At 58.1% G+C, this 21,662-nt stretch carries 18 protein-coding genes; 8 read left to right on the forward strand and 10 right to left on the reverse strand.

Going from position 1 to position 21,662, the window contains the following annotated elements; translation table 11 throughout:
• The first annotated feature begins 105 nt into the window (after positions 1-105).
• The 3 genes from AC6I8V_RS17425 to ddlA are packed head-to-tail and all read left to right on the forward strand — an operon-like array spanning position 106 to position 3,287.
• Positions 106-759 carry an O-methyltransferase gene (locus AC6I8V_RS17425; protein ID WP_497843474.1) on the forward strand — a complete coding sequence of 218 codons (654 nt, stop codon included), beginning with the start codon at positions 106-108 and terminating at the stop codon, positions 757-759.
• A gap of 47 nt (positions 760-806) precedes the next feature.
• Positions 807-2,135: a carboxylesterase family protein gene (locus tag AC6I8V_RS17430; RefSeq protein ID WP_497845867.1), complete on the forward strand. Its 1,329-nt coding sequence runs from the start codon at positions 807-809 to the stop codon at positions 2,133-2,135.
• Positions 2,136-2,192: 57 nt separating this feature from the next.
• On the forward strand, positions 2,193-3,287 hold the full coding sequence (gene ddlA / locus AC6I8V_RS17435) for a D-alanine--D-alanine ligase (RefSeq protein WP_497843475.1): 1,095 nt from the start codon (positions 2,193-2,195) through the stop codon (positions 3,285-3,287).
• A 3-nt stretch (positions 3,288-3,290) separates the two neighbouring features.
• Here the strand turns inward: ddlA and AC6I8V_RS17440 are convergent, their stop codons facing one another.
• The 4 genes from AC6I8V_RS17440 to AC6I8V_RS17455 form a co-directional block, all read right to left on the reverse strand.
• Positions 3,291-4,715, reverse strand: a complete 1,425-nt coding sequence (locus AC6I8V_RS17440) for a GGDEF domain-containing protein (RefSeq protein WP_497843476.1) — start codon at positions 4,713-4,715, stop codon at positions 3,291-3,293.
• A gap of 275 nt (positions 4,716-4,990) precedes the next feature.
• Complete coding sequence (locus AC6I8V_RS17445; protein WP_497845868.1) at positions 4,991-6,460, reverse strand: SulP family inorganic anion transporter; 1,470 nt, start codon at positions 6,458-6,460, stop codon at positions 4,991-4,993.
• Positions 6,461-6,462: 2 nt separating this feature from the next.
• On the reverse strand, positions 6,463-7,104 hold the full coding sequence (locus AC6I8V_RS17450; RefSeq protein WP_497845869.1) for a carbonic anhydrase: 642 nt from the start codon (positions 7,102-7,104) through the stop codon (positions 6,463-6,465).
• A 569-nt stretch (positions 7,105-7,673) separates the two neighbouring features.
• Positions 7,674-8,483 (reverse strand): 5'-nucleotidase, lipoprotein e(P4) family, encoded by an 810-nt coding sequence (locus AC6I8V_RS17455; protein WP_497845870.1) that lies wholly within the window; start codon positions 8,481-8,483, stop codon positions 7,674-7,676.
• Positions 8,484-8,582: 99 nt separating this feature from the next.
• Here AC6I8V_RS17455 and AC6I8V_RS17460 point away from each other — a divergent pair, with 99 nt between their 5' ends.
• Positions 8,583-9,302 carry a purine nucleoside phosphorylase YfiH/LACC1 family protein gene (locus AC6I8V_RS17460; protein WP_497843477.1) on the forward strand — a complete coding sequence of 240 codons (720 nt, stop codon included), beginning with the start codon at positions 8,583-8,585 and terminating at the stop codon, positions 9,300-9,302.
• Here the strand turns inward: AC6I8V_RS17460 and idnR are convergent.
• The 4 genes from idnR to idnD all read right to left on the reverse strand — a co-directional run bounded on the left by idnR (position 9,263) and on the right by idnD (position 13,536).
• The gene (gene idnR / locus AC6I8V_RS17465; protein WP_497843478.1) at positions 9,263-10,294 is read right to left on the reverse strand and encodes a DNA-binding transcriptional regulator IdnR; all 1,032 of its coding nucleotides are present in this window, start codon (positions 10,292-10,294) and stop codon (positions 9,263-9,265) included. The two genes, AC6I8V_RS17460 and idnR, sit on opposite strands and share 40 nt — an antisense overlap.
• A gap of 46 nt (positions 10,295-10,340) precedes the next feature.
• Positions 10,341-11,660, reverse strand: coding sequence for a gluconate:H+ symporter (locus AC6I8V_RS17470; RefSeq protein ID WP_497843479.1), 1,320 nt, complete (start codon positions 11,658-11,660; stop codon positions 10,341-10,343).
• Positions 11,661-11,730: 70 nt separating this feature from the next.
• A complete protein-coding gene (idnO, locus tag AC6I8V_RS17475) occupies positions 11,731-12,495 on the reverse strand; it encodes a gluconate 5-dehydrogenase (protein WP_497843480.1) in 765 nt (254 codons plus the stop codon).
• A gap of 9 nt (positions 12,496-12,504) precedes the next feature.
• Positions 12,505-13,536 carry an L-idonate 5-dehydrogenase gene (gene idnD, locus AC6I8V_RS17480; RefSeq protein ID WP_497843481.1) on the reverse strand — a complete coding sequence of 344 codons (1,032 nt, stop codon included), beginning with the start codon at positions 13,534-13,536 and terminating at the stop codon, positions 12,505-12,507.
• Positions 13,537-13,779: 243 nt separating this feature from the next.
• Here idnD and AC6I8V_RS17485 point away from each other — a divergent pair, with 243 nt between their 5' ends.
• A complete protein-coding gene (locus AC6I8V_RS17485) occupies positions 13,780-15,783 on the forward strand; it encodes an oxidoreductase (RefSeq protein WP_497843482.1) in 2,004 nt (667 codons plus the stop codon).
• Here the strand turns inward: AC6I8V_RS17485 and rlmG are convergent, their stop codons facing one another.
• Positions 15,784-16,902 carry a 23S rRNA (guanine(1835)-N(2))-methyltransferase RlmG gene (rlmG, locus tag AC6I8V_RS17490; protein ID WP_497843483.1) on the reverse strand — a complete coding sequence of 373 codons (1,119 nt, stop codon included), beginning with the start codon at positions 16,900-16,902 and terminating at the stop codon, positions 15,784-15,786.
• 81 nt (positions 16,903-16,983) lie between these two features.
• Here rlmG and AC6I8V_RS17495 point away from each other — a divergent pair, with 81 nt between their 5' ends.
• Positions 16,984-17,484, forward strand: coding sequence for a M48 metallopeptidase family protein (locus AC6I8V_RS17495; protein WP_497843484.1), 501 nt, complete (start codon positions 16,984-16,986; stop codon positions 17,482-17,484).
• Here AC6I8V_RS17495 and AC6I8V_RS17500 read toward each other — a convergent pair.
• The gene (locus tag AC6I8V_RS17500) at positions 17,481-19,169 is read right to left on the reverse strand and encodes a chloride channel protein (RefSeq protein WP_497843485.1); all 1,689 of its coding nucleotides are present in this window, start codon (positions 19,167-19,169) and stop codon (positions 17,481-17,483) included. The two genes, AC6I8V_RS17495 and AC6I8V_RS17500, sit on opposite strands and share 4 nt — an antisense overlap.
• 151 nt (positions 19,170-19,320) lie before the next feature.
• On the opposite strand from AC6I8V_RS17500, the gene AC6I8V_RS17505 reads away from it, so the two are divergent.
• Positions 19,321-20,316, forward strand: coding sequence for a Gfo/Idh/MocA family protein (locus AC6I8V_RS17505; protein ID WP_497843486.1), 996 nt, complete (start codon positions 19,321-19,323; stop codon positions 20,314-20,316).
• Between the two features lie 326 nt (positions 20,317-20,642).
• Positions 20,643-21,614: a TerC family protein gene (locus AC6I8V_RS17510; protein WP_497843487.1), complete on the forward strand. Its 972-nt coding sequence runs from the start codon at positions 20,643-20,645 to the stop codon at positions 21,612-21,614.
• The last annotated feature ends 48 nt before the right edge of the window (positions 21,615-21,662 follow it).

The following is a 21,662-nucleotide window of genomic DNA, read 5'->3' on the forward strand; positions in this document are numbered from 1 at the left end:
TCTTCCATTTATAACCTGTCTCAAATATGGTACTTGAAGCGTACCATAAATTGATACACCCTATATACCGGCTTACTCTTCTAATAACCTACCGGGAAACACGCCATGATAATCGAACAACCAAACAAAGCCCCTTCGCCAATCCGTGATGCGCAGATTTTGCGAGTGATTGAGGAGATGAACGCTAACCGCAAGCGCCCCGATGCCAGCGCCTTTGCCGGTTCCGGCGCGCCCGATGCCGAGCTGTTTGCCGATTATGGCTTCTCCATCCATCCCGAGCAGGGCGACCTGATCTACCTGCTGTGCCGCGCCATGCGAGCGACGCGGGTGGTGGATTTCGCCACATCGGTCGGCATGTCGGCCCTCTATTTTGCTGCTGCGATGCGCGACAACGGCGGTGGCGAGGTGATCGGCGCAGAACTGGTGGCCGCCAAAGCACAGACGGCGCAGCGCAATCTGGCTGCCGCCGGGCTGGATAGCTATGTCGATATCCGTATCGGCGACGCGCGTGAAACGCTAAAAGACGTTGGCGGGCCGGTCGATTTCGTGCTGATTGATGGCTGGCCGCTGTCTGACGGGCCGACGCTGGCGCGCCAGGTGATTGAAATCATGGCGCCGCAGCTGCGTGTGGGCGGTTACGTGCTGAATGACAATGCCGAACCCGACTTCCTCGCTTATATCCGCGACCCGGCTAACGGTTTTATCTCCGTCAGCCTGCCGATCAAACGCGGTACTGAACTGGCGCTGAAAATCAGCTAATGACGAAGCCAGCATGTCCCATTAAAAATGCAGGATAAACCATCATGATGAAGACCCGACGTGAATTCCTCTGCCTCGCAGTCGGTGCCGGTCTCGCCGTCAAATTCTCCGCTCCGGCCTTCGCCGCAGACACTACCGCCCCTGTCGCCACCGCGATTACCCAGGTGTCTGGTGATGGCATCCGGGTCATCGCGCTGGCGCTGAAATACCCGCAGGTGATTGATGGCGCACGGCTGGCGCCCCGTGATTTTAGCGTGGCAGACCGCACCATTACCCAGGTGTTTACCAGCCATACGGCCGATCCCGCCGGACGTGCCGCCAGCGGCGAGTATGTCATTATCGCGTTATCACCGCAGGACCCGCAGGCGACGCTGGCGGAAAAACTGCCGCCAGCCCCAGGGGCGAAATCGCCTGCCCAGGGCGGCCCCGGCAAAGCAGGCGATATCCCGACCTATGACACGGTTTACCGTAAAGCCAGCCTGACCTGGCGTCAGGTGGAGGAAATTTCTCGCTACGATGGTAAGCCGCTGCCAGCCGAAACCGCCACGCACACCAGCCAGCAGGTGAAAAACCTGATCGTTGATGAATTTAAGCAGCTCGAGTTTCATGACCCGAAAACCGGACGCAGCCTGAAATACAACTTATTCATCCCCGCAAATTACAGCGCCGACCGTGCCTGGCCGCTGGTGCTTTTTATGCACGATGCCGGGGCCACCAGCGATGTGACCAGAACCACGTTATATCAGGGGCTGGGCGCGGTGTGCTGGGCATCTCCGGCCGATCAGGCGCAGCGCCCCTGCTTTGTGCTGGCACCGCAGTACGAGGAAATCATTGCCGACGATGATGCGAAAACCTCCAGCATGATGGAGACCACCATCAACCTCATCAATCATCTTGCGCAGCAATATCATATCGATAGCCAGCGTCGTTACACCACCGGACAGTCCGGCGGCTGCATGATGTCGATCGCCATGAACATCCGCTATCCGGATTTTTTTGCCGCTTCCTTTCTGGTGGCCGGGCAATGGGATGCCTCGCTGGTCAGCCCGCTGGCGCAACAAAAGCTGTGGATTATCGTCGCGGAAGATGATGACAAAGCCTGGCCCGGCCAGAACGCCATTGTCGCCCGGCTGGAAAAAGCCGGCGCCAGGGTGACGCGCGCGCAATGGGATGGCACATGGAATGCACAGCAGTTCCGCACCGCCTTTGACCAGGTTGATGCCCATCACACCCGCATCAACTACATCACCCTGCGTAAAGGCACCGTCATTCCGGCAGGTGAATCGACGCAGGGCGCGTCCGGCCATCGCAACACCTGGCGCATCGCCTACACCATTGAACCGGTGCGCGAGTGGATCTTCCGCCAGCATCGATAAGGCTATCCGAGCCGTGTTATCTTAGCCATTCGCTTAACCGCAACCGGACAAATAACAATGGCAAAGCAGCGCGTAGGTATCATTTTTGGCGGGAAATCGGCCGAACATGAGGTGTCATTACAATCAGCAAAAAACATCCTTGAGGCCATCGATACCAGCAAATTCGATGTGGTGTTACTCGGCATCGACAAACAGGGTGAATGGCATCTGAATGATGCGTCCGGTTTTTTGCTGAACGCAGAGAACCCGGCGCTGATTGCGTTGAATCGTTCCGGCGAGAATGTGGCGCTGGTGCCGGGCCAGGCGTCGCAGCAGCTGATCACCCGCCACGATGCCCATCCGCTGTCGCAGGTGGATGTGATTTTCCCGATTGTACACGGCACGCTGGGCGAGGATGGCTCGCTTCAGGGCTTGCTGCGTATGGCCAACCTGCCGTTCGTCGGCTCCGGCGTGCTCGGCTCGGCGGTGAGCATGGATAAAGATTTCACCAAGCGCCTGCTGCGCGATGCCGGGCTGAAGGTCGCGCCGTGGATCAGCGTGACGCAGGCACAGCGCGCGCAGCTGGATACCGGGGCGGTAATTGCCCGTTTCGGCCTGCCGCTGTTTATCAAACCGGCCAACCAGGGCTCCTCGGTGGGCGTCAGCAAAGTGAACCGCCCGGAGGAGCTGGCCGCCGCGCTTGACCTCGCCTTCACCTTTGACCGCAAGGTGTTGATTGAACAAGGCATTAAAGGCCGTGAAATCGAATGTGCGGTGCTGGGCAATGATGCCCCGGTCGCCAGCCCGTGCGGTGAAGTGGTGGTACACGATGAATTTTACTCGTATGACACCAAATACATCAGCGAGAACGGCGCTCAGGTGGTGGTGCCCGCCGCCATCAGCGCCGGGGCCAGCGAAGCGATCCGTGACGTAGCGTTGCAGGCATTCCAGGCGCTGGAGTGCAGCGGCATGGCGCGCGTGGATGTGTTCCTGACGGAAAGCGGGGAGATTATCGTCAATGAAGTCAACACCTTGCCTGGCTTCACCAACATCAGCATGTATCCGAAGCTCTGGCAGGCGGCCGGTCTGGACTACAGCACGCTGATTACCCGTCTGATTGAACTGGCGCAGGAGCGCCATCAGCAAAGCAGCGCGCTGAAAAGCAGCGTCTAGGCCTTATGCCACGTCATGCACCAGCGAACGCGGCTCATTGGCGGGCGACGTCTGGTTGCGACCGTTACGCTTTGACAGATAAAGGTTTTTGTCAGCCGCCGAAATCAGGCGGTTGACCACCCCCTGCCACTCACGGTCATGAGTCGCGCAACCGCGCGCCAGTCCGAGGCTGGCGGTGACGGTCACGGTATTCCCCTGGATCCAGAATTTCTCTTTCACCATCGCCTGACGAATCGCTTCGGCCAGCTGATAAAGCTGGCTGTGGTTATAGTCAAACACCACCACCACAAACTCTTCCCCGCCAAAACGACACACCAGCCCGCGATTATTCACCACATCCTGAATACGACGCGCAATCTCCTCCAGCACGCCATCCCCGGCATCATGGCCGAAGTTGTCGTTAATGGCTTTGAAATAGTCGACATCCAGCATCACCACGCCCGCTTCACGCTGCGGCGAAAAGGGTTCCTGACGCAGATTTTCATACAATCCCGAACGCGACAGCAGCTGGGTGAGGAAATCGAAATTGGCGCGCAGCGACAGGCGCTGATTGAGCTGGCGGATGGCATCCATACTCACCGCCACCAGCAGCGGGCTGATGGTGATAGTGGCAACGCCGAGGCGCACCGAGGTGAGATGGCTAATCGGCAGCAGGGCATCATCCCCCTGGATGTTCATCACGCCGTGGGACACCAGGATGATCTCGGTGATGCCGGTCAGCAGCAGCACCAGGCTGGTAATCGGGATCGGCAGCACAATCGCACACCAGATCAGCGCCGGCACCGGGAAGGTCAGACTCCCCGCGCCACCGATCATCGCCCCCATCGTGAGCGACAGCGCCACGCCAATCAGCGGCAGCAGTTTGCCGGGCTGTAATAATGAGCGCCACGGCTCGGAACGTAGCGGGCGCGCCAGCAAAAACGGCAGCAGCATCAGCGAGGTAGAGAATTGCTCGCTAAACCAGTCGCCCCAGGCGGTGACAAAGCGCGCATTGAAATCCACCTCCTGCGCCCAGGCCCCCCAGGTGGCGCAGGCCAGCGCGCCGAGCAGGCAGGCCGGGAAGATACGCATGGTGTTGATCACCTGGCTGTTTGCCGAAGGCGGCAGCAGATGCTTAATCAACATGCTCACCGTCACGAGGATAAACAGAATATTGGCAAAGTTGAGGGTGACCGCAGGCAACGCCCAGCCTGAGAAGACCGTGTCGTTAAACACCATCGCGATAAAACACACCGCATAACTGGAGATGTTATGCAGGTAAGGGTTGCGCACCATCAATCCGGCGATCAACGCATTAACCGGCCAAAAGAGCGACAGCTCCTGCGGCACGCGTAAATGGCTGCCGATGAAGCAGAAAAATAGCGTGATGAGGAACAGCGAGAGAGTATTCTTTTTTAAATTATTCTCTGCAAACAGCTTAACGCGCATACGTCTGAACCCTGTAACCTGGAAAAGTCGCTGCCATACGCCGAAGGGCATCAGCAGGCATTAAACCCGAAAAAAAGGCAATCTGATTCGTTAATTAAGCCAGTGTTCATCATTCAACTCTGCGGCTGAAAAGCGCCCATCGCAGCGTGATGGTAAAACAGAAGCTCAGCAGGACGGAGAAAAGCGCGACAATTATGCCTTGGAAATAAAAAAATCGGATATCCGAGATATCCGATTTTTAAGCAAAAACGCAGATTTCAGTGGCTAACGGATTGCTATTTTACCGCGACCGGCCATTGGCTGAGGCGAATGCCGCGTTTATCGGCGTTTTCGCCAAAATCCTGTAGCACCGCTTTGACGTCCGGATCGAGGTATTCCGCATTATCGTGCTCGACAATCACCACGCTGTTTTCCGGGATTTCCGCCAGCAAGCCCTGCAATTTCGGGTTATGCATAAAGGTCAGATTCTGCTGGAAGCGCAACACATAATGATCGTCATAACGCGTCAGTTGCAGCGCGTTACGATGGCTTTTGTAGATGCTGTAGAGAATCTGGGTGGCGATACCGATACCAATCCCCGCCAGCATCCCAAAAATAAGGATGCCGCCGATGGTGGCGAGGAACGGGACATATTGCTGCGCTCCCATGCGTATCTGTTCAACGAACAGGCGCGGCGTCGCCAGTTTATAACCGGTATACAGCAGCACCGCCGCCAGGCTGGCGAGTGGGATCGCATTCAGCAACTCGCTAAACCACAGGCCGCAAACCAGCAGCAGCACGCCGTGCAGCAGAATCGAAACCTTACTTTGCGCGCCGACGCTGACGTTAACTGAGCTGCGTACAATCACCGCGGTGATCGGCATCGCCCCCAGCAGACCGGCGGTGAGGTTGCCCACGCCCTGAGCAAACATCTCCTTATTCGGCGAGGGCGCCGGATGCTGCGGGCGCAGTTTTTTCAGCGCTTCCTGGCTTAGCAGCGTCTCCAGGCTGGCCACCAGCGCCAGCGTCACCGCCACCACCCACACCGACGGATTCTGCCATGCCAGCCAGTCCGGGGTTTCCAGTTCAGCAGAAAGCTGAGACAGGTTGTCAAACGCCGGTAAGGTGATGCGCGGCAGACCTTGCGCCAGCGTCGGAAACAGCCGATCGCCAAACACCGTCGCCATACAGCCCACCAGCACCGCCACCAGCGGGCCGGGCACCCAGCTCAGCACCCTGACCGACTTAACCAGCGGCGTGGTCCACAGCCACAGGATCACCAGCCCGACCCCGGCCACCAGCATAGCGGAAGTGGAAAAACTGAAGTCGCCGTTGACCAGCGAGATCAGCTCCGCATCGCCGGCAGCCCCCAGCGCGACCGGAATTTGCTGGATAATCAGTAAAATACCAATCGCTGCCAGCATACCTTTGATCACGCTACCCGGTACCAGCGAGATAAAACGCCCGGCGCGCAGTAACCCGAACAGACACTGCAACAGCCCGGCGAGCATCAGCGCCGTGAGAAAGGCGGAGAAGCTGCCGAGCGACGCAATGGAAGCCACCACAATGGTGACCAGCCCGGCCGCCGGTCCACTCACCGCGAAGCGCGACGGACTGAGCGAGGTAACCAGCAATCCGCCAATCACCCCGGTCAACAGACCGGCAAACGGCGGCAAACCACTGGCCTGGGCAATGCCGAGACACAGCGGCAGCGCCACCAGAAACACCACCAGACCGGCCGGAATATCCTGCCGCAGGGTATTCAGATTCATGGTATCGATTCCTCTGCTGATTGCTGGATTAACTCTTTCAGATGGCCGGATTGCAGGTCATACACGCAACCAAAGACATCCAGTTCCTGTCCGGCCTGCCACGCCAGTCGCACCGGCTCGCTGACGACCAGTTGGGCAAACTGGGCAATCACGTTGGCCTCCACCAGACGATTGAGCTTGCTGCCCTCCTCTTCCTGCTGATCGGCGGCCCGATACGCCGCTAGCCCCTCAGCCAGGCCGCTGCGCAGCGCAGCGATACGCCGCGCCAGCGCCGAATCTTCCTGCGCCAGCGGGCTTTGCGGCAGCCCCAGCGCCGCCTGTACCCCGCCGCAACCGTAATGGCCGCACAGCACAATGCGCTGCACGCCGAGATAAAAAATCGCGTACTGCAACACGCTCATCAGGTTGTCGTCATCGGGCACCACCATATTGGCGATATTGCGATGGACAAAAAGCTCGCCGGGGTGCGCCCCGGTCAGCACTTCAGCCGGAACGCGGCTGTCGGAGCAGCCAATCCATAAAGAATGCGGTTTTTGCTGATGAAGATATTTTTCAAAGTAGTGCGGATTACGCTGGCGGCGCTGTAATGCCCAACTGCGATTTTTCGCTAATAAGGGTTTAAGTGTCGTCACAATTATCTTCTCTCTACGTCAGGGAATTTCGCATTCAGGCAAATAACGCCATGAATAAAACAAGACTCAGGCAGGAAAGCGGAGCTTCCTCACAGAAAATGGTTATAGACGCTTAAGAGTAGTTATGCAGCAGATTATTTCCAGCGCCTTCATAATGCGTCTGGATGTAAATTAAGTTTCAGGTTTTGTTAGCGGAAGGTAAGGTTTTGCAAGGCAGGACGATCATGTTACGCCAGATGATACATCTATAAATCATCATGTTAACTGCACGACAAAATCATGCGCTTTAAATGCAATGACAAAAAAATACACACATCATTGATGCGACTATTTTTATATCCCGGCAAATTAATACCATATACCAGGAAACATCTGAATTATAAAATTTATGATTAGCAGATTTCACTGCTTAATAAGCAAAAGTGCCGGATATCACGCCATAAACACCCGGAGATTGAGGCAAGAGATCAGGAAAATAATAAGGAGAATAATAGTCCCGAAGAAAAGTAAATATTCGCGCAGCGGTGCAGCCAGAATAAGCGCCCGCACAGGCAGGCGCTTTTTTTCCTGACGAATTATTTACCGTTCCACGCGCGCAGTCGCGCTTCACGTACCTGCAACTGCTGCTCCGGCGTCAGCTTGTTGTAGTTTTCCGCCATGCCGCTTTCCCAGTCACCGTATAGCGGATTCGGCAGCACGATGAACTGCGTACCGAAGTGCTGATGGTTGAGACTGACGAAGGCCTGACGCTGCGCGTTGCCCTGATGCCAGGTCGCGCCGCCGAAATCATTCAGGTTGTCACCGGCGTACAGCACCACGTTGTAGCCTTCTGCTTTGATGGCATCGAAACGCGCCTGTTTATTGGAGCTTCCGGTGCTGAGACGTACCGTCTTGTCATTCACGCCGCTAAAACCGAGCTTCTTCAGATTATCCACCGTGGCGGCATAGTCTTTCTGGTCACGGTTGGAGACGTAGAACATGGTGCCGCCGTGGCTGTTAACGTAGTTGGCAAACTCCACCGCTCCCGGCACCGCCAGCGCCTGACGCGCCTGCGTCCAGGCCGACCAGGTTTTGCCGCTGAACGGCTGACCGTTTTTCGCCTGCCACGCGCTGTAGGCGCTGTTATCGATCATGGTTTCATCAAGATCGACAATCACCGCTTTGGGTTTACCCGCCAGCGATGGTGCCTGATCAAACGCCATCCGCGCGCTATTGAACGCCTGCCAGCTCAGGGCCTGATATTCACCCGATTGCTGGAACCAGTTTACCGCCAGCACCGATTGCTGGCCGAGCTGAGCCTGCGCCTGCTGTTTCGACGGTTGCGCACAGCCGGTCAGCGTCAGCGCCATCAGGCCGGATACCGCCAGCCAGGTGGTTTTTTTCATCATTTCGTCCTTAAGTGATTACGGTCAGTTTGTGTAAGGCTTTAAAAATGTAGCAGTTAACGTAAGCTGTGTGCCATCGGCACGATAAAGGAGATACTTATGGCTCACCCCGAACATCAGACACCCCGCTCTGCCCTGCTGGACGCGCTGAGCTGGCTTGAGTATGCCTTTCAACCAGCGGGAGTGCCGGCCCCCGCCGAAGCCGCCTATGGGCATCAGCGCCATAGCGCTACCGTGGTGATGGCGGGTGACAACCTGCCGCCAAAAAGCTGCGAATCAGATGGGGTGATTGGCGAGCACGGGCGCCCGGTGGCGGTATACACCGCAGATTGCCTGCCGGTGCTGTTCGCCGATAGCCTTCAGCACAAGGTCGCGGCGGTACATGCCGGGCTGAAAGGCACGCTGGCCGGGGTGCTGAACAGCGCCATTGATGGTCTGCTGGCACTCGGCGCGCGTCCCGACACGCTGCACGTCGCCATCGGCCCGGCGATTGGGCCATGCTGCTACGAACTCGGGGCGGATTTAGTCTCCCAGATGCAGGCGCAGCCCGGTTTACCGCCGCTGCGCTGGTCCGCGGCGCAGCCGCAAAACCCCCAGGCGATTCGGCCGCAGGCGCGTGCGCAGCAACAGGGGATCTGGTTTGATCTGCCGCATCTGGCGCGCGCTTTGCTGCAACAGCGCGGTATCCCGGCAGCACAGATTGAGGTGGTTGAGGTTTGTACCTACTGCATGGCCGAAGTCGGTTCCAGCTACCGCTACAACACCCATTTCGCCAGCGGCTATAAGTCGCGCTTTTCGTGGATCCGCGGCCGCGACTGAATGGTTTCACCGATAAATATCTGATAATTAAGATCGACGCTGGCGGCATGGAACGCCGGATCGGCGATCCTTTTCAGCAGCAGTTCCGCCGCCTGAAAGCCGATGGCATAGCGCGGGGTGATCACGCTGGCGAGGCTGGGATACATCTCGCGGCTGATGTCGAGACCATGAAAGCCGGTGATGGCGATCTCACCCGGCACCGCGATCCCGCGGCGCTGACACCACAGCAGCGCGCCAAGCGAGAGATCGTCATTGGTACAGAAAATCGCGTCCAGCTCGGGGTGCAGACGCAGCGCCTGTTCCAGCATGGTCGCGCCCAGCTGCTGCGACGAAATGGTGCGCGGATTGATACGCGCCGCGCGCAGTCCCTGCTCCAGCATCGCTTTGCGAAAGCCCTGAAAGCGAAACTCATCGCGCCGATCATCCTGCGAACCTAAATAGACGATGCAACGTCGCCCCTGCTCCAGCAGCGTGCGCGTCATATCATAGCCCGCGTTAAAGTTGTTGAAACCCACCTGCATATCCAGACAGGGTCCCTGGGTATCCATCACCTCAACGATCGGGATCTTCGCGGCGCGCAGATATTTCACCGTACGCAACGTATGCTGCTTCTCGCTGAGGATGATGCCGTCGATATTCCACGACAGCAGATTGATCACCTGCTCCTCTTCGCTGCGCGCATCGTAGTTGTAGTTGGCAATCAGGGTTTGATAGTGGCCCTGCCGGGTGGCGCTTTCGATGCCGCTCAGCAGATCGGCAAAGATCTGGTTTTTGAATGAAGGGATCAGAACGCCCAGCGTAAAACTTCTGGCCTGTGCCTGCATTCCCGCTACGCGGCCGGGTACGTAGTTGAGTTCTTCCATGATGCGCGCGATACGATCGCCGGTGCTGCTGGCGACTTTATCCGGGGTGCGCAGGTAGCGGCTGACGGTCATTTTGGTGACGCCCGCCAGCTCGGCAATATCCTGTAAAGAGACGCGTTGGGTAGTCACATTGGCGGTCCTGACGCGGCTTCACGTCCCTGTGAAGCCGGATCGATTAGTGGATCAGCGCATTGAGGATCAGCACGCCCGCAAGGCCCAGGATCGAGATCAGCGTTTCCATGACCGTCCAGGTTTTTAATGTCTCCACCACGCTGAGGTTGAAGTAGCCTTTGAACAGCCAGAAGCCCGGATCGTTAACGTGTGAAGCGATCACACTGCCCGATCCCACCGCCAGCACCATCAGCGCCGGATCGGCGTGGGTGACGGCAATGATCGGCGTTACGATACCGGCGGTAGTGATGGCCGCCACCGTCGCGGAACCCAGCGCGACACGCAGCATCGCCGCCACCGTCCAGCACATCAGCAACGGCGACAGCGAGGAGCCTTTCATCATATCGGCGATATAGTTACCCACGCCGCTGTCCACCAGCACCTGCTTGAACGCGCCGCCACCGGCGATGATAAACACGATCATGGCGATGGCGGCGATGGACGCACCACACATATCCATCACCTCTTCCATCTTGCGTCCGTTGCGCAGGCCCAGGGTGAAGACCGCAATGACCACCGCGATAAACAGCGCCACCGCCGGATTACCGATAAATTCAAAGAACTGGCGCAGCGGATTCTCTTTCGGCGTGGTCAGCTCAAACACCGCCGCAATCGCCATCAGCACCACCGGGATCACCGCCGCGAAGATACTGATGCCAAAGCCTGGCATCTCCTCTTCGCTGAAGATTTTCGGGTTATACAGCCCTTCCGGCGGCGATTTTTCGAAACTTTTGAGGAATTTAGAGAACACTGGACCGGCGATAATCACCGTCGGAATGGTGATGATCATGCCGTACAGCAGCGTGGTGCCGAGGTTGGCGCCGAAAATGGTGGCAATGGCGGTCGGCCCCGGATGCGGCGGCAGGAAGCAGTGCGTTACCGACAGTGCAGCCACCATCGGCACGCCGACATACAACAGCGGCAACCCGGCGGCGGCAACGATGGTGAACACCAGCGGCAGCAGCAGCACAAAGCCCACTTCATAGAACATCGCCAGACCGACGATCAGGCCGGTGACCACCAGCGCCCATTGCAGCCGTTTTTTACCGAACGCGGCAATCAGCGTGGTCGCCACGCGTTGCGCCGCGCCGGTGTCTGACACCAGACGGCCGAGCATGGCGCCAAAGCCAAGGATCATCGCCAGCCCGCCCAGGGTGGAACCGATCCCTTTCTGGATGGAGGCCATGACATTAAGTGGGGTCATCCCTTCGGCAATCCCCACCACGGCGGAGACGAAAACCAGGGCGATAAAGCCGTTGACCTTGAAAACGATCATCAGCACCAGCAGGAGAACTACGCCCATTACAATGATGGTTATTGGCATTTTTTATTATCCTAAAGAGTACAGAGGGTCAGTAAGGTGTAGGCGCAGCCCGAAGAATGCGCCACCTGACTCACACCGCCACGCGCATACCACCATCGACAAACAACAAATGGCCATTAACAAAATCGGAGGCTTTCGAGGAGAGGAACACCGCAGCGCCAATCAGCTCCTCCGGCTTGCCCCAGCGCGCCGCCGGGGTGCGTTTGGTGAGCCAGCCGGTAAATGCCGGATCATCCGCCAGCGCCTGGGTCATCTCGGTGACGAAATAGCCGGGAGCGATCGCATTCACCTGAATGTTGTGGCGCGCCAGCTCAACGCACATCCCCCGCGTCAGCATGGTCACCGCGCCTTTGGAGGCGGCATAAGGCGTGATGGTGTCGCGGCCTAATTCGCTCTGCATCGAACCAATGTTGATGATTTTGCCCCGCTGGCGATCCACCATCTTTTTCGCCACGGTTTGCGATACCAGGAACACCGCCGTCTGGTTAACCGCAATCACGTCATTCCAGTCCTGCTCCGGGAATTCGAGGAACGGACGACGACGCTGAATACCGGCGTTGTTCACCAGCACATCAATCGCGCCCCACTCGGCTTCGATTTCATCCACCGCCTGCTGCACCTGTGCCGACTGGGTGACATCGAAGGCTTTGGACTGGGCGCGCAGCCCCAGATCGCGCAGCCTTGCGGCGGCCTGCTCGGCGCCTGCCGGCGTGGTGGCGTTGACGATCACTTCCGCACCGGCTTCCGCCAGGCCCTGCGCCAGCAGGAAACCAATGCCGCGCGCCGAACCGGTGATCAGAACGCGTTTACCTTCGAGGGAAAAAAGCTGACTCATGGGATCTCCTTAAAATGTTAACTGGACTTTCGCGGCACGGGTTTTATCGCCCGCAAATTGCAGCGCGGCATCAATGTCCTGCCAGCCATAAGCGCCGCTAAATAACGGCAGCGGCTTGACGATGCCCTGCGCCAGCCACTCGACGGCGGTATTGAATTCGTGGGTAAAACGGAAGGAGCCGACCAGGTTAATCTCTTTGGCAATCAACTGCATAATCGGGAACGACGGGATAGCGCCGCCCATGCCGACCTGCACCAGCGTGCCTTTGGCGCACACCACATCGAGGCAGCGTTGCAGCGAGGACGGATGGCCGGAGGCTTCAAACGCCACGTCGAAATAGCCTTTGTCGGCCAGGTAAGGCGTGAAGTCGCCGTCGGCGGCGTGGATCACCCCGGTGGCGCCCATCTGCTGCGCCATCGCCAGCGAACGCTCGCTGATATCGCTGCACACAATCGAGGCTGCGCCACGCGCTTTGGCGGCGGCGGCAATCAGGCAGCCAATCGGGCCAACGCCGGAGATAAACACATGTTTACCGGTGAGATCGCCCGCCTGATGGGTGGCGTGAATGCACACCGCCAGCGGCTCGGCAAACACCATCACGCTTTCATCGGCATCCTGCGGAAACGGCACGCACTGCGCGCTATCCACCACTTTGTATTGCGTGAAACCGCCATCGACATGCGGTACATACATGGCGCTGCCGAAGAAACGCATGGAGACGCATTGGTTCTCCTGCTCGCGCTGGCAATATTTGCACTCGCCGCACGGCTTCGACGGGTTAACCGCCACCTTCTGATCGGCTTTCAGACGCGGATCATCGCTCTCCACCACATAACCGATCACCTCATGGCCGAGGATCATCGGCATTTTGACTTCATAAGTGCCGACTTTACCCTCCTGGTAATAGTGCAGATCCGAACCGCAAATGCCGCCGCGCGTGATGCGTACCAGCGTGCCTTTGCCGTTCCATTCCACCTGCTGCTGCGCCACGCTGACTTGTTTTTTTCCGGTGATCACGCAGGACTGCGTTTCGATATTCATAACGTCCCCATTCAGTGTTGTTGCAATGGGGGCCATAAGACCGGGTTACGTCGTTTCAAACTGTGATGGAGATCACTCAAAAACATGTTACGAAAAGGGTGTTACGCATAACGTGATACCGGCGGTCTGTTACCCTCAACCCACGCTTTTTTGACGTTTCTCACACCCTGAACGCATCCCTCTTCCTTCCCGTCCAATACCCGCTAAAGTTAACTCATCCGACCACTTAATTGATGAGTGATTATGCGCGAGTACCCTTCCCTGTTCGCCCCACTGGATTTAGGCTTCACGCAACTTAAAAACCGCTTCCTGATGGGTTCGATGCATACCGGCCTTGAAGAACATGCCGATGGCGCTGAGCGGCTGGCGGCCTTCTATGCCGAACGCGCCCGTGAAGGGGTGGCGCTGATTGTCACCGGCGGCATCGCGCCAAACCCACAGGGGGTGGTCGCCCAGGGCGGTGCGATTCTCAATCAGACAAGCCAGTGCGGCTGGCATCAAAAGATTACCGATGCGGTACACGCGGCTGGCGGCAAAATTGCCCTGCAAATCCTTCATGCGGGGCGTTACAGCTATCAGCGCAATCTGGTCGCTCCCTCGCCGTTGCAGGCGCCCATCAACCCGTTTATGCCGCAGGCGCTGAGCGAAGCCGATATCCTGCGCACCATCGCCGACTTCGCCAACTGCGCCCGGCTGGCGCAGCAGGCCGGTTACGACGGGGTGGAGATCATGGGATCGGAGGGGTATCTGATTAACCAGTTTCTGGTGGCGCATACCAACCAGCGCGACGACGCCTGGGGCGGCGATGTGGCGCGACGTCAGCGTTTTGCGCTGGCGATAACGCGTGCGGTACGTGAAGCCGTGGGCAACGCGTTCATCATTATCTTCCGTATTTCGATGCTTGACCTGGTGCACAACGGCAGCACGCTGGCGGAGACGCTGGAGCTGGCGGAAGGGCTGGAGCAGTGCGGCGTCACGCTGTTTAACAGCGGCATTGGCTGGCATGAGGCGCGTATTCCGACCATCGCCACCTGCGTGCCGCGCGCCGGATTTGCCTGGGTAACGAAGCATCTGCGCGAACGGGTGTCGGTGCCGGTAATTGCCACCAACCGCATCAACCATCCGGCGGTGGCCGAAGCGTTACTGGATGAGGGAATTGCCGATATGGTGTCGATGGCGCGGCCTTTTCTCGCCGATGCCGCGTTCGTCAGCAAAGCCCGCGCCGGCGAACAGGACGCGATCAATACCTGCATCGCCTGCAACCAGGCGTGTCTCGACCAGATTTTTGTCGGCAAAGTGACCTCCTGCCTGGTGAACCCGCGCGCCTGCCACGAAACGCTGATGCCGGTCACCGCCGCGCGCCAGCCGAAACGGCTGGCGGTGGTGGGCGCAGGTCCGGCGGGTATGGCGTTCGCCTTGCAGGCAGCGCAGCGCGGCCATCAGGTCACGCTTTACGAGGCCGAAGCGCAGATTGGCGGGCAGTTTAATATCGCCCGCCAGATCCCCGGCAAAGAGGAGTTCAGCGAAACGCTGCGCTATTTCCGCCATCAGTTGCAGGCGGCGGGCGTCATCATCCATACCCAATGTCGCGTCACGGCCGACCAGCTGGACAGCGCCGACGAAGTGATTGTCGCCACCGGCATTGCTCCGCGCCAGCTGGCCCTTCCCGGCATCGATCATCCCTGCGTTTTAAGCTATCTCGATGTACTGCGCGATAAAAAGCCGGTGGGTAAACGCGTGGCGATTATTGGCGCGGGCGGCATCGGTTTCGATACTGCCGAATTCCTGCTGCATCAGGCCGGACATCACGAGGATTTCTACCAAAGCTGGGGCATTGATCACGCGTTACATGCGCGCGGCGGCATCATCCCGCCACGACCGCTGCCCGCCGACCGACAGATCTGGTTGCTGCAACGCAAAACCGGCAAGCCCGGTGCCGGGCTGGCGAAAACCACCGGCTGGATCCATCGTGCCAGCCTACAGGCGCACGGCGTAAAAATGTGGGGCGATGTGGAATATCTGAAGATTGATGGCGAGGGGCTGCACCTGCGTCACCAGGGCGAAAGGGTCACGCTGGCGGTGGATAACGTGGTGATCTGCGCCGGTCAGGAGCCGCTGCGCGAACTGGCTGACCAGCTCGCGGCGCGCGGTAAAACGGTGCGGGTGATCGGCGGCGCCGATGTGGCGCAGGAGCTGGATGCCCGCCGCGCCATTGCGCAGGCCACCGAGCTGGCGCTCAGCCTGTGATTAACGCAGTTTGACTGAACGCAGCACCACAAACTTCGCATTCGACGCCACCAGCGTGCAGTTGCCGAACAACTTTTTCATCTTGTGGTGATAATCGAGGTGGCGGTTGCCAACAATGCGCAACTCGCCGCCATATTGCAGGCAGCGTTTGGCATCACGCAGCATCTGCCACGCCAGGTGGTCAGTCACCGCATGTTGCTGATGGAACGGCGGATTGCACAGTACCGCGTGCAGGCGATCGGACGGGAAACCGCTCAGCGCATTGTTCACGCGGAACTGGCAGCGCGCCAAATCCTGCGGCCGGTTCACTTCTACGTTCAGACGGCTCGACGCCACCGCCATATAAGATTCGTCAAAGAACAGCACCTCGGCCTGCGGGTTCTGCTCCAGCGCCACCAGGCCCACCACTCCATTACCGCAGCCGAGATCGAGAATCTCCCCTTCCACATCATGCGGCAGATGTTGCAGGAAAAAGCGTGCGCCGATATCCAGCGAGCTGCGGGAAAATACGTTGGCGTGGTTGTGGATCTGATAATCGGTATCGTCGAGCGGCCAGACGGTGGTCGGCGGCTGGTCTGCCAGCGTCGGCGCGGTGTAGCGGCTGTAAATCAGGCGCGCTTTTTTCCACGCCAGCGAGGTTTTGCTCTCGCCAAGAATGCGTTCGAAGAGTTGCAGCGTGGAGCTATGAATATCTTTGGCTTTCGCCGCCGCCAGAATCAGGGTGTCCGGCGTGACCACAGCGCGCAGCGCACGCAGCTGATGCTCCAGCAGCGCCAGGGCTTTAGGGATTTTGATCATTACCACCGCCGGAGCCGACGGCAGTTCAGCCAGGCTATCGAGAAACTGCACCTGATCTTCATCCAGCTGGTTAAGGTGCAGATTCTGTCGTGCCGCCTGCTGGCTCAGCCAGGAATCGCTGACATGCCAGACCTGACGCGGGTTCAGCCCGCAGGTCAGCGCGCCAAAGCTGTCGTTAAACACCAGCACCGGACCGTCCGGCAGCGCCTGCTGCAACAGATATTCATCTGCCGCATCCCACGCCTGCAACGGGCTTTCTTCACGCATCGGTGGAAAGCGGTGCAGCGTCAGGGTGCGATCGGTCAGTTCAAATTGGCTCATGGAATCTCCGGCGTGGTACACTTTGCGCGATTTTCGCCCTAAAAAGGGGGCGCAGTATACTGTCTTTCGCCGGGAATCCCAATGTCATTAATCTATCTGCAGGGCTACCCTGAACATCTCCTCGCCCAGGTACAGACGCTGATTGATCAGCAACGTCTGGGCGCTTTTTTGCAACAACGCTATCCCGACACCCATGACGTGGTCAGCGACAAAGCGCTGTACGACTACACTCAGGCGCTGAAAAACCGCTATATGCGCAGCGCGCCGCCGATAAGCAAAGTTATCTGGGACAATAAAATCAAGGTGATGAAGCACGCCCTTGGCCTGCATACCGCCATCTCCCGCGTGCAGGGAGGGAACCTGAAAGCCAAAGCGGAGATCCGCATCTCCACCTTTTTCCGCCCCGCCCCGGAAGCCTTTCTGCGCATGATCGTGGTGCACGAGCTGGCGCATCTGAAAGAAAAAGATCACAACAAGGCCTTCTATCAGCTGTGCTGCCATATGGAGCCGGATTACCACCAGCTGGAGTTCGACACGCGGCTGTGGATGACCGACCAGGCGCTGCGCGGCAACGCCGCTTAAAGAAACTCCTGCGCTTTCTGAATCAGGCTGGTTTTCGTCAGCGCGCCAAGGAAGTGACGTTCCTGCGGGTTGTTCAGTACCGGCAGGCGTTCCAGCGTCACACGAGCAAACGCCTCCCAGCCTTCACGCATACTCTGGTTCTGATAAATGCACGGGAAGTTGTCGTCCATCACCGTGCTCACCGGCGATTGCAGGGTGATTTCCTGCGACAACACCTTGCGTGAGATATCGTGAATCGACACTACGCCCAGAAACTGGCCGCTGGCGTTAATGACATACACATAACGCTCGCGCTTCAGCGAGCTGACAGCCAGCGCCTGGCCGACGGATTCATCCGGTTGCAGGGCGGCGCCGGGGATGATCAACTCATCCACCCGCATATTGTCGAAATCGTATTTGGCCTCGGAGCGGCTGAGATGCCCGCTCACCACCGGATAGGTGCTGGCAGATTGCAGGCGATACACCAGCATCGACGCCAGTACCGAGGCGATCATCAGCGGGAACAGCAGGCTGCTATTGAGCGTCATCTCCAGCACCATCAGCATCGCCATCAGCGGCGCCTGGCTGACCGCCGCCAGCACCGCCGCCATACCGACCGCCGCGTACAGCAACGTATCGCCCACCGGCAGATGCAGCGCCGCACCGATACCGGCCAGCAGCGCGCCGAGCAAAGCGCCAATCAATAACGACGGGGTAAACAAGCCGCCAACCGCATTCGAACCCACCGACAAAGTGGTCGCCAGCGTTTTCAGGATCAATAACGCCAGCAGACCGCCCAGCAGGTAATTACCATCGATGATTTTAACGATCACTTCATAGCCGTTACCCAGAATATCGGTGGAGATCAGCGCCAGAAAGCCCACCGCCAGTCCGCCTGCGCCCAGCCTTAGCGGCAGCGAACGCACATGGCCGAACAGCGCTTTGCTGCGCGCGATCAGCTTGATCAGCAACCAACCGGCCAGCCCGGATGCCAGCCCAATGACCACCGTCATCAGCAGGCTGGTGATATCCATCTGGAAGCTCACATTCGCCAACGGATAGAGCGCGTTGCGAAAACCCAGCGACCACATGGTCATCACCGCTACCGCCGAGGCGATAACCAGCGGGATGAGCCGCTGCAACGCAGAGATGCCAAAGGCAATCTCCGCGACAAAAATCGCCGACGCGAGCGGCGCGTGATACACCGACGACAGCCCGGCGGCCGCAGCCATCGCCACAATATCGCTGTTACGCAGGCCGAGAGATTTCGGCAACCAGCGGCCAATGATGCTGCCGCACAGCGCCGACAGCTGCACCATCGGCCCCTCTTTACCAATCGACGCGCCGCTGCCGATACTGGCAATCGACGACAGGGCGCGAAACAGCGAGGTTTTGGTCGGCACCGCATCCAGCCGGGCGTTGATCACCTCCAGGTAATCGGTTTTCATCGTCTCCTGCTTTTCAATGGCGACGGCATAGCGTAAAAACCAGCCCGCCAGCAGACCACCGGCCCCCACCAGCAACGGCCAGAAAATCCACGGCCAGACGTGCATCGCCACGGTGATTTCATTGTCACTGTTGAACAGCAGATGGTTGATCAGATCGATGATCGCGCGGAAACCGAGCGTCACCAGTGAGGCCGCGCAACCGACCGGGATGGCAATCAGCAAGGTAGTCCAGTTCAGTGCATGTTTACTTCCACTCACCCGCGCGTCCTCTTCAGTCCGGGATAAAAATCATAGCAGCATCATCATATTGGAATGCGGATCTCAGGATCAAATTTCGCCTGCGTTAGCTGATTACGTCATCGGGTCAGCGTGCTAATCTGCCTCTTTATCCTTGCAGGAGAGACCGCTCGTGATTCGCTTCGCCATTGTGGGAACCAACTGGATCACCCGCCAGTTTATCGACGCCGCGCATGAAAGCGGCAAAATGAAACTGAGCGCCATCTATTCACGTCAGCAGCAGCAGGCAGAGGAGTTCGCGAAGGATTACCCCTGCAAGCTGACCTTCACCTCACTCGAAGCGATGGCCGCCAGCGATGCCATCGACGCAGTGTATATCGCCAGCCCCAACGCGCTGCACTGCGCGCAGGCGCTGCTGTTTATGTCGCACGGCAAACATGTGATCTGTGAAAAACCGCTGTGCTCCAACCTGCGTGAAGCCGAAACGATGATCGCCTGCGCGCGTGAAAACAACGTGGTGCTGTTCGAAGCCTTTAAAACCGCCAGCCTGCCCACCTTTTTGCAGCTGCAAAAAGCGCTGCCGCAGGTGGGCAAACTGCGCAAAGTGCTGCTTAACTACTGCCAGTATTCATCGCGCTACCAGCGCTATCTTGATGGCGAGAACCCCAACACCTTCAATCCGCGCTGGTCCAATGGCTCGATTATGGATATCGGTTATTACTGTGTTGCGGCAGCGGTGACATTGTGGGGCGAGCCGCAGCAGGTGAAAGCACAGGCTTCGCTGCTGGCAAGCGGCGTGGATGCACACGGCGTGGTGGTGCTGGGCTACGGCGATTTCGATGTGACGATTTTGCACGCCAAAGTCAGCGATTCTCTGATTCCGAGCGAGATCCAGGGCGAAGCGGGTTCGCTGGTGATTGAGAAAATCTCCGAATGTCAGCAGCTGCGCTTTACCCCTCGCGGCGGCGAAAGCCAGAATCTAACGCAGCCGCAGCATATCAATACCATGCTGTATGAAGCCGAAACCTTTGCCCAACTGGTGAGCAAAGGCGAAGTGGACCATCCGGGTTTGCAGACATCGCGTATTACCGCGGCGCTACTGACGGAAATCCGTCGCCAGACCGGGGTGGTGTTCCCGGCGGATAACACCGTCATTGCCGTAAGTTGATCGCGCTTATGTGCAGCGGCGCGATTTATCGTGCCGCTACGGAATATGCCTTTCCCCTGGCTGGTTGTGTAAATATTTCCAAATATTTCCAACTTCTCATTGCTTCTTACGTTTGCGGCACGTAACTTACCCCACGCAAAGGGGAGTAACTTATAAGCTGATTGGTCGTCATTACGATGCACAGGCTGCATCCGGTCATCAGGCAACCTGGAATCCATTCTGAGTTGTAAGTGAGACCTTGCCGGAAGGCGAGGTTTGCTTATGACAAAAAAGCGGCTGACGTCTTCTGACTTCGGCCTTTTTTATTTTCAGGACAGGATACGATTATGCAAACTGTAGGTACGCCACTGCTGTGGGGCAGTTTTGCCGTTGTTGTGCTCATTATGCTGGCAATCGATCTCCTTCTTCAGGGACGACGCGGCGCACAAACAATGTCATTAAAACAGGCAGCGATCTGGTCGCTGGTCTGGGTTTCCGTTTCTTTGCTGTTCAGCGCCGCCTTCTGGTGGTATCTCAACGGCAGCGTCGGGCGCGAAGTCGCTACCGCGCAAACCCTCGCTTTCCTCACCGGTTATATTCTGGAAAAAGCGCTGGCCGTCGATAACGTCTTCGTCTGGCTGATGCTGTTTAGCTACTTTGCCATCCCGGCCAGCCTGCAACGTCGCGTGCTGGTCTATGGCGTGCTGGGCGCGATTGTGCTGCGTACCCTGATGATCTTCGGCGGCAGCTGGCTGGTCACGCAGTTCAGCTGGATTCTGTATATCTTCGGCGCGTTCCTGCTGTTCACCGGCCTGAAAATGGCGCTGGCGAAAGAGGATGGCGACGACGCGGTCGGCGATAAGCCGCTGGTGCGCTGGCTGCGTAAACATCTGCGGATGACCGACAGCCTGGAAGGCGAGAAATTCTTCACGCGTAAAAATGGCGTGCTGTTCGCCACGCCGCTGCTGCTGGTACTGATCATGGTGGAGCTGAGCGATGTGATCTTCGCGGTTGACAGCATCCCGGCGATCTTCGCCGTCACCACCGATCCCTTTATCGTGCTGACGTCCAACCTGTTCGCCATCCTCGGTCTGCGCGCCATGTATTTCCTGCTGGCGAATGTGGCAGAACGCTTCTCAATGCTGAAATACGGTCTGGCGATTGTGCTGGTCTTTATCGGTATCAAGATGCTGATCGTCGAGTTCTACCATATTCCGGTGGGGATCTCGCTGGCGGTGGTTGGGGTGATTCTCGGCGGTACGCTACTGATAAACGCCTGGGTTAACCACAGAAACGACCAGAAGAACATCTCACCATAATCTGCTGCGGGGGCGTTAATCGCCCCTGCTTTGTTTTGCCACAATCCC

This window comes from Pantoea sp. X-Soil-TKNS-1207 (assembly GCF_059730485.1).

Coding starts and splice junctions, on each gene's coding strand:
- AC6I8V_RS17460 (WP_497843477.1), top strand. CDS start 8,583: ATGGCTCACCCCGAACATCAGACACCCCGCTCTGCCCTGCTGGACGCG.
- AC6I8V_RS17470 (WP_497843479.1), bottom strand. CDS start 11,660: ATGCCAATAACCATCATTGTAATGGGCGTAGTTCTCCTGCTGGTGCTG.
- AC6I8V_RS17430 (WP_497845867.1), top strand. CDS start 807: ATGAAGACCCGACGTGAATTCCTCTGCCTCGCAGTCGGTGCCGGTCTC.
- AC6I8V_RS17440 (WP_497843476.1), bottom strand. CDS start 4,715: ATGCGCGTTAAGCTGTTTGCAGAGAATAATTTAAAAAAGAATACTCTC.
- ddlA (WP_497843475.1), top strand. CDS start 2,193: ATGGCAAAGCAGCGCGTAGGTATCATTTTTGGCGGGAAATCGGCCGAA.
- AC6I8V_RS17510 (WP_497843487.1), top strand. CDS start 20,643: ATGCAAACTGTAGGTACGCCACTGCTGTGGGGCAGTTTTGCCGTTGTT.
- rlmG (WP_497843483.1), bottom strand. CDS start 16,902: ATGAGCCAATTTGAACTGACCGATCGCACCCTGACGCTGCACCGCTTT.
- AC6I8V_RS17495 (WP_497843484.1), top strand. CDS start 16,984: ATGTCATTAATCTATCTGCAGGGCTACCCTGAACATCTCCTCGCCCAG.
- AC6I8V_RS17425 (WP_497843474.1), top strand. CDS start 106: ATGATAATCGAACAACCAAACAAAGCCCCTTCGCCAATCCGTGATGCG.
- AC6I8V_RS17455 (WP_497845870.1), bottom strand. CDS start 8,483: ATGAAAAAAACCACCTGGCTGGCGGTATCCGGCCTGATGGCGCTGACG.
- idnO (WP_497843480.1), bottom strand. CDS start 12,495: ATGAGTCAGCTTTTTTCCCTCGAAGGTAAACGCGTTCTGATCACCGGT.
- idnD (WP_497843481.1), bottom strand. CDS start 13,536: ATGAATATCGAAACGCAGTCCTGCGTGATCACCGGAAAAAAACAAGTC.
- AC6I8V_RS17485 (WP_497843482.1), top strand. CDS start 13,780: ATGCGCGAGTACCCTTCCCTGTTCGCCCCACTGGATTTAGGCTTCACG.